A 6,996-nucleotide genomic window follows, 5' to 3' on the forward strand; every position below is an offset into this window, starting at 1 on the left:
GCCGGCCGCGACGAGCGCGAGCCGGCGCGGGTCCAGCCCGTGCCGGGCGATCACCAGCCGCAGGCCGTCGGCCATCTCCGCGTCGACCGCGCGGCGGACGCCCGCCGCCGTCTCGACCCTGCCGAGCCCGAGGCGCCGCCCCAGGTCCCCGATCGCGCGGCCCGCCAGCTCCGCCGACGGTTCGAGGCCGTCCCCGAACCCGCCCGCGAGATGCCCGAGGAGCAGGTCGGCGTCGGTGACCGTCGCGTCCCGGCCGCCGCGCCCGTAGCAGGCCGGGCCGGGGTCCGCCCCGGCACTGGCCGGGCCGACGCGCAGCAGGCCGCCGGGGGTCGTCCAGCCCACCGAACCCCCGCCCGCGCCGATCGTGGCGATGTCGAGCATCGGCACCGAGACGGGGTGGCCCGCCGGTTCGGCCCGCGTGGTGATCCCGGTGGCGCCGCCCGACGACAGGCTGACCTCGAAGCTCGTGCCGCCCATGTCGATCGTCAGGGCCTCGGGCACCCCGAACTCGGCGACGACGCGCGCCACGGCGGCGGGGGCGCCCGCCGGCCCCGACAGGAGCGTGTCCACGGCCCGCTCGGCGGCCCGGTCCAGATCCACGACCCCGCCGTTGGACTGGACGATCAGCACCCGCCCGGCGTGGCCGAGGTCCGCCAGGCGGCGTGCCAGCCGGTCCAGATGGTCGCGCAGCACCGGGCCGACGTAGGCGTTCAGCACCGCCGTCGAGGTGCGTTCGTACAGCCGGACCTCGGGCGCCACCCGCGACGACACCGACAGGAACGTCCCGGGCAGCTCCGCCGCGAGGATCCCGGCCGCCCGCCGCTCGTGCGCGTCGTTGAGGTAGGAGAAGGCGAAGGCGACGGCGACCGCCTCGACGCCGGCCTCCCGGAACCGCCGCGCCGCCCGCCGCACGCCCTCCTCGTCCAGCGGCACCGTCACCTCGCCGGTGCGGTCCACCCGCTCCCGGACGGTCTCGATCAGGTGGCGGGGCACGAGCGGCGCGGGCGGCGCCGACCGCGACTCGAACTGCTCGGCACGCGCTCCCTGCCGCGCGAGCAGGACGTCGCGCAGGCCCTCGGTCGCCAGCAGCCCGGTCCGCGCGCCGGTGCCGGTGACGAGCGCGTTGGTGGTGATGGTCGTGCCGTGGACGATGACGCCGGTGCGGGCGAGCAGCCCGGCGAGCGGCAGCCCCGCCTTCTCGGCCAGGCCGCCGAGGCCCGCGACGACCCCGTCCGCCGGCTCGTCCGGCGTGGAGCCGGTCTTGTGGTCCAGCTCCACGCCGTCCGGGCCGAGCAGCGCCAGATCGGTGAACGTGCCTCCGACGTCCACGGCGATGCGGTAGGTCACGACAGCCAGACGTCCTGCAGGGTGGGCAGCCGGGAGTCGGCGTCGAGGGCGAAGCCGTGCACCTTCTTGCCGACCGCGACCACGGCGGTGTCCTCCACCAGTGGTGTGTACAGCCCCTGGGAGATGATGCGCTGCTGGGCGTCGGCCAGGATCTTGGCGCGGGCGGCCTCGTCGGTGGTGGTCGCCTGCTTCGCCAGCAGCGGCTGCAGCGGGGCGTCCTGGACGTTGTAGAAGTTCGGTGGCGCGGTGCTGAACGTGCCGAGCAGGCTCACCCCGGCGTCCAGGCCGCCGGCGACGCCGGACAGGAACAGGTCCCACTTGTGCGCCTTCAGCGCCTCCACGGACTGCGCCGCGGTCGCGAGCTGCGGTTTCAGCTCCACGCCGATCTTCTTGTACTGGGCGGTGACGAGCTCGACGAGCGGCTGGTCCCACGGGTTGCCGCGGTCGAGCCAGCCCAGGGACAGGGTGAGGCGCTTGCCGCCCTTGGTCCGGATGCCGTCGCCGCCGGGAACCCAGCCGGCCTTGTCGAGCAGAGCCGCCGCGGCCTTCTGGTCCGGCTTGAGGAGCGCGCTCTCGTCGGCGTGGCCGACGACCGCGCCGGTGACGACGCTGTTGGGCACGCCCCACTCGGGAGTGAGCAGCGTGTCGCGGATCTGCCCGGTGTCGACGGCCTTCACCAGCGCCTGCCGGACGGCCGCGTCGTCCAGGGGCGCGCGGTCGGCTCCGGTCACCACCAGGCCCTCGGCGAGCCGCGGGTTGCGCTGCGCGACGATGGAGAACCCGGCCCTGCGGACCGGCGCGATGTCGGACGGGTTGAGCGCGCCGGCGAGCTGCACCTGCCCGGTCTTCAGCGCGCCGGTGCGGACGCTCGGCTCGGTGATCACCTTGTAGACGACCTTGTCGAGGTAGGCGTCCCCGTCGTGCTTGGCGTTCTGCGGGGCCCAGGCGTAGCCCTTGCGCTTGGTGAGCACCACCTGGCTGTTGCGCGTGTACGACTGGAGCACGAACGGCCCGCTCCCGACGATCTTGTCGAAGCGGTCGGCGACCGGCAGCGCGAGCGTCTTCGGGGCGAGGATGCCGAAGGCGGTGCCCGCCGCCCAGAGCGGCCACGTCGGGTACGGCTTGGCGAAGTGCTGGACGACCGTGTGGTCGTCGGGCGCGTCGGTCCCCTTGTAGCCGCCCTGCTCCAGCAGCGAGACGGACGTGGAGCCCGCGGCCTTCGCCTTGTTGGCGATGACGTCGTCGAAGTTGTCCTTGACGACCTTCGCGGTCAGCGGCGTGCCGTCGGAGAAGGTGACCCCGCTGCGCAGCTTGAAGGTGAACTCCGTGGCGTCGGCGTTGGCCTTGAAGGACTCGGCGAGCCAGGGCACGGGCTTCTTGGTGGCCGGGTCGAGCGCGAGCAGCGAGTCGACGATGGGGCGCGAGACCTCCCGGACGAGCGGCGTGACGGCGCGCGGGTCGATGCTGACCGGGTCGCCGGCGAGCGCGACGGTGAGGGTGCCGCCCGCCTTGGGCGGACCGCCCGCCTTGGAGCCCCCGTCCGACGAGCCGCCGCCGCACGCGGCCAGCAGCAGCGCCGCGGCCGCGACGGCCGGCGCTATCTTGAATATTCCGACCGTTTTTATCTGGAACACGGTCCGGGTTCTCCTTGTCATGATGGTCGGCCGCGTCAGCGGCGGCCGGGGATGGCGTCGAGCAGCTCCCGCGTGTGGCCGTGCCGTGCGGCCGCGAAGATCTCCTCGGTGGGGCCGGACTCGACGAGCCGGCCCCGGTGCAGCACGCCCACCTCGTCCGCGATGTGCCGGACCACCGCCAGATCGTGGGAGATGAACAGGTAGCTCACGCCGAGCTCGGCCTGGAGCGCGGCGAGCAGGTCGAGGATCTGGGCCTGCACGGAGACGTCGAGCGCGGACACCGGTTCGTCGCACACGACCAGCTCGGGGTTCAGCACGAGCGCCCGCGCGATCGCGACGCGCTGGCGCTGCCCGCCGGACAGCTCGCCCGGCCGGCGGCCGAGCACCGAGGCCGGCAGCGCGACGAGGTCCACCAGCTCCCTCGCCCGGCCGCGGCGCCGCGCCCGCGAGCCCAGCCCGAAGGACGCCAGCGGGTCGGTGACGATCTGCTCGACCGACCGCCGCGGGTCCAGCGACGCGAACGGGTTCTGCTGGACGATCTGCATCCGGCGCCGCAGCAGGCGCTGCGCGGACCCCCGCGTCCCGGTGATGTCCTCCTCGCCGAGGAACACGCGCCCGCCGGTCGGATCGGCCAGCCGGAGGATCAGCCGCGCCGTGGTGGACTTCCCTGATCCCGACTCGCCGACCAGCCCGTAGGTCCGCCCCCGGGGGATCGCGAAGCTCACTCCGTCGACGGCCCGGATCGCGGCGGCGCGGCCGGCCGCGCGGGGCGGCCGGAACTCCTTGACCAGGTCCTCGACGCGCAGGACGGGCACGTCCGGTCCGTCGCCCGTCTCCGGCGGGCGGGCGGGGCGCGGCTCGGCGAACGGGTCGCCCGGGGCGCCGCCGGGGATCGCGGTCAGCCGCACGCGGTGCCGGCGCGGCGTCCGCGCGAGGCCGGGCGCGGCGTCGATCAGGGACCGGGTGTACGGGTCGCGGGGGTCGGACAGCACCTCCCCCGGCGTGCCCTGCTCCACGATCGCGCCGGACCGCATCACGAGGACGCGGTCGGCGCGCTCGGCGGCGACGCCGAGGTCGTGGGTGATCAGCAGCATGCCGGTGCCCGACTCGCGGACCAGCGCGCCGATGTGGTCGAGAATGCGGCGCTGGACCGTGACGTCGAGCGCGCTCGTCGGCTCGTCGGCCACGATGAGCCGGGGGCGCGCCGCGATGGCGATCGCGATGAGGGCGCGCTGGCGCATGCCGCCCGACAGCTGCGACGGGTACTGCCGCGCCTGGACCGCGGGGTCGGGCAGCCCGGCGTCGGCGAGCAGTTCCAGCGTGCGCGCGCGGGCGGTGCGCCGGTCCGCGCCTCCCGACAGCCGCAGCGCCTCGGCGACCTGGGCGCCGATCCGCTGCACCGGGTTGAGCGATGTGCCGGGGTCCTGCGGGATGAGCGCGATCTCCCGGCCGCGCAGCTCGCGCCACCGGCGTTCGGGCAGTCCCGCGAGGTCCCGGCCGTCGAAGCCGATGCGCCCGCGGACGACGCGGGCCGACCGCGGCAGCAGGCCGAGCAGCGCGTACGCCGTCGTGGACTTGCCCGAGCCGGACTCGCCGACGATCGCGACCGTCTCGCCCTCCCCCACCGCGAAACTGGCGGATTCCACCGCGCGGACGGCCGAGCGGCGCGTGCGGTACCGCACCGCCAGGTCCTCGACCTCCAGGAGACGCGGGCTCATCGCGGTCCCGTCCTTTCACCGTCGAAGGCGCGCGACACCCGGTTGGCGGCCAGCACGGTCAGCGCGACCACCGTGCCCGGCAGGATGGACAGCCACCAGGCGCTGCCGAGGAAGTCGCGCCCCGAGGAGACCAGCGACCCCCATTCCGGCGTCGGCGGCTGGGCGCCGAACCCCAGGAAGCTGAGCGTGGTCACGCCGAGGATCGCCTCGCCGAACAGCAGCAGGGTGAGCACCCACACGGGCCCCATCGAGTTCGGCAGCACGTGGCGGAGCACGACGCGCGTCCACCGCGCCCCGCCCGTCCGGGCGGCCTCCACGAACCCGCTCTCGGAGACGCGCAGCACCTCGGCGCGCATCACCCGCGCGGTGCTGGCGATGGCGGCCACGCCGATGGCGATCCCGACGTCGACCGTGTCGCCCTTGCCGAGCACCGAGACCAGCATCAGCGCCAGCAGCAGGCCGGGGATCGCCAGCAGCACGTCGACCAGGCGCATGATCACCAGGTCGGCCGCGCCGCGCAGGAACCCGGCCAGCAGGCCGAGCACCGTGCCCGCGCCGAGGCCGATCACCGTCGCGAGCGCCGCCGCCGGCAGCGTCCGGCCGGTCCCGTGCACCGTCTCGGCGAACAGGTCGCGGCCGAGCCGGTCGGTGCCGAACGGATGGCCGGGCGACGGGGCGTGCAGGTGCGCGGCGGTGTCGACGGCCAGCGGGTCGCCGGGGGCGAGCAGCGCCGGCGCGACGGCCGCGACCACGACGAGGCCGACCCAGAGGAGCGCCAGGGCGAGCCCGGGGTCGCGCAGCAGGTGCGCCAGCGAGCGCAGCAGGCCGGCCGCGGTCCGCGGCGCGGGACCCGGCTCCGGGAAGCGCTCGCCGGCCGGCAGGGCGACGTCGGTGACCGACATCCCGCTCACCCCCGGCCCGCGAGGCCGGACAGCGCGAAGCGCCCGGCGGGGCGCCGCGCGACCGCGAGCCGCGGATCGAGGACCCGGTACAGCAGGTCGACGGCGAGGTTGACGCTGACGAACACCAGCGCGCCCAGCAGCACCACGCCCTGCACGACGGGCAGGTCCTCGGCCGCCACCGCGCCCTGGGTGACCTGGCCGAGGCCGTTGCGGGAGAACACCGCCTCGACCACGATCGCGCCCGTGAGCAGCCCGCCGACGAGCAGCCCGGCCAGCGTCAGGGCGGGGAGCGCGGCGTTGCGCAGGACGTGCCGGACGTTCGTCCGGAGCGGCCCCGCGCCCTTGGCGCGGGCGACGGCCACGTAGTCCTTGCCGAGCTCGTCGCCCATGCTCTTCGCCAGAACCTGCCCGATGAGCGCCGCGGGCTGGACGGCGATGGTGACGGCGGGCAGCACCAGCCCGCGGAGCCCGCCCTCCCCGATCGCGGGGAAGACGTTCCAGGTGAAGGAGAGCCACTGCAGCAGGAGCAGCCCGATGACGAAGGCCGGGATCGCGACGCCGAGGGGCGGCAGGCTCAGCAGCGTCCGCCGGAGCCGGCGAGAGCCGGTCACGGTGGCCAGCACCGCCAGCGCCGTCCCGAGGAGCACCCCGAGGACGAGCCCCGCCCCCGCCACCGCGAGCGTCGGCGGGAGCGCCCGCCCGATCAGGGACGTCACCGGCTCGCCGGACTGGAGCGACCGGCCGAGGTCCCCGTGCAGCGCCCCGCCCAGTTTGGTCAGGTACTGCTCCACCAGCGGGCGGTCGAGGCCCATCTCATGCCGGAGCTGGGCGAGCTGCTCCGGTGTGACGCTGTTGTTGGCGCCGGCCGCGATCGCCGCCGGGTCGCTCGGCAGCGCGTACAGAACGGCGAACGAGAGCGTGTAGGCCGCCCAGAGCACGAACAGCCCTTGGAGCACTCGTCCGCCCAGAAACCGCGCCATCGATTCGAAGCCCTTCCTCCGCCGGCGGTTCCGGCGATTCCGATCCATGCCCAGGCTGCCGTGAACGGCAGATGCGGACCCCCTTCCGCGACCCCCTACGCCACCCCTGAATCGGCGGGCGCCGCCCGCGCGGCGAACGCATGGGCGCCGGGGCCGGCCTCCGCGCGCGTGCCGTCGGGGAGCACCACCTCGGCCGTCGTGCCGGGCGGGACCGTGACCTCCAGCGAGAAGCGGCCCCGCTCGGCGCGCCACCCGGCCTCGATCCGCCCGTAGGGGCAGTCGTACGTCACCTCGGCCCAGGTCAGGCCGCCGCCCGGCCGCGGGGGGGGCCGGCACCCCCCGGGGGGGGGCCGCGCGGGGGGGGGGCCCCCGCCCGCCCCCGGGGCGGGGCGGGACCACGACAAGCACGCCCCCC

6 protein-coding genes are annotated in these 6,996 nt (G+C 75.6%); all 6 read right to left on the reverse strand.

Annotated elements, in window-relative coordinates:
* Positions 1-1,347, reverse strand: a 1,347-nt coding sequence (locus ABZ914_RS43230) for a hydantoinase/oxoprolinase family protein (protein ID WP_500200576.1), incomplete at its 3' end; no start/stop codon positions are given.
* Positions 1,344-2,981 carry an ABC transporter substrate-binding protein gene (locus tag ABZ914_RS43235; protein WP_500200577.1) on the reverse strand — a complete coding sequence of 546 codons (1,638 nt, stop codon included), beginning with the start codon at positions 2,979-2,981 and terminating at the stop codon, positions 1,344-1,346. The genes ABZ914_RS43230 and ABZ914_RS43235, both read right to left, overlap by 4 nt.
* A gap of 35 nt (positions 2,982-3,016) precedes the next feature.
* Entirely contained in the window at positions 3,017-4,699 is a 1,683-nt protein-coding gene (locus tag ABZ914_RS43240) for a dipeptide ABC transporter ATP-binding protein (protein WP_500200578.1), read from the reverse strand.
* Positions 4,696-5,601: an ABC transporter permease gene (locus ABZ914_RS43245; protein WP_500200579.1), complete on the reverse strand. Its 906-nt coding sequence runs from the start codon at positions 5,599-5,601 to the stop codon at positions 4,696-4,698. Before ABZ914_RS43245 ends, ABZ914_RS43240 begins: the two co-directional genes overlap by 4 nt.
* Before the next feature lie 5 nt (positions 5,602-5,606).
* Entirely contained in the window at positions 5,607-6,581 is a 975-nt protein-coding gene (locus ABZ914_RS43250) for an ABC transporter permease (RefSeq protein ID WP_190853199.1), read from the reverse strand.
* Between the two features lie 95 nt (positions 6,582-6,676).
* A complete protein-coding gene (locus tag ABZ914_RS43255) occupies positions 6,677-6,985 on the reverse strand; it encodes an alpha-L-rhamnosidase C-terminal domain-containing protein (protein ID WP_500200580.1) in 309 nt (102 codons plus the stop codon).
* Positions 6,986-6,996 lie beyond the last annotated feature (11 nt).

Origin of the sequence: Spirillospora sp. NPDC046719, assembly GCF_040645715.1 — a bacterium.
GTDB lineage: Bacteria > Actinomycetota > Actinomycetes > Streptosporangiales > Streptosporangiaceae > Spirillospora.

Coding starts and splice junctions, on each gene's coding strand:
- ABZ914_RS43240 (WP_500200578.1), bottom strand. CDS start 4,699: ATGAGCCCGCGTCTCCTGGAGGTCGAGGACCTGGCGGTGCGGTACCGC.
- ABZ914_RS43245 (WP_500200579.1), bottom strand. CDS start 5,601: ATGTCGGTCACCGACGTCGCCCTGCCGGCCGGCGAGCGCTTCCCGGAG.
- ABZ914_RS43250 (WP_190853199.1), bottom strand. CDS start 6,581: ATGGCGCGGTTTCTGGGCGGACGAGTGCTCCAAGGGCTGTTCGTGCTC.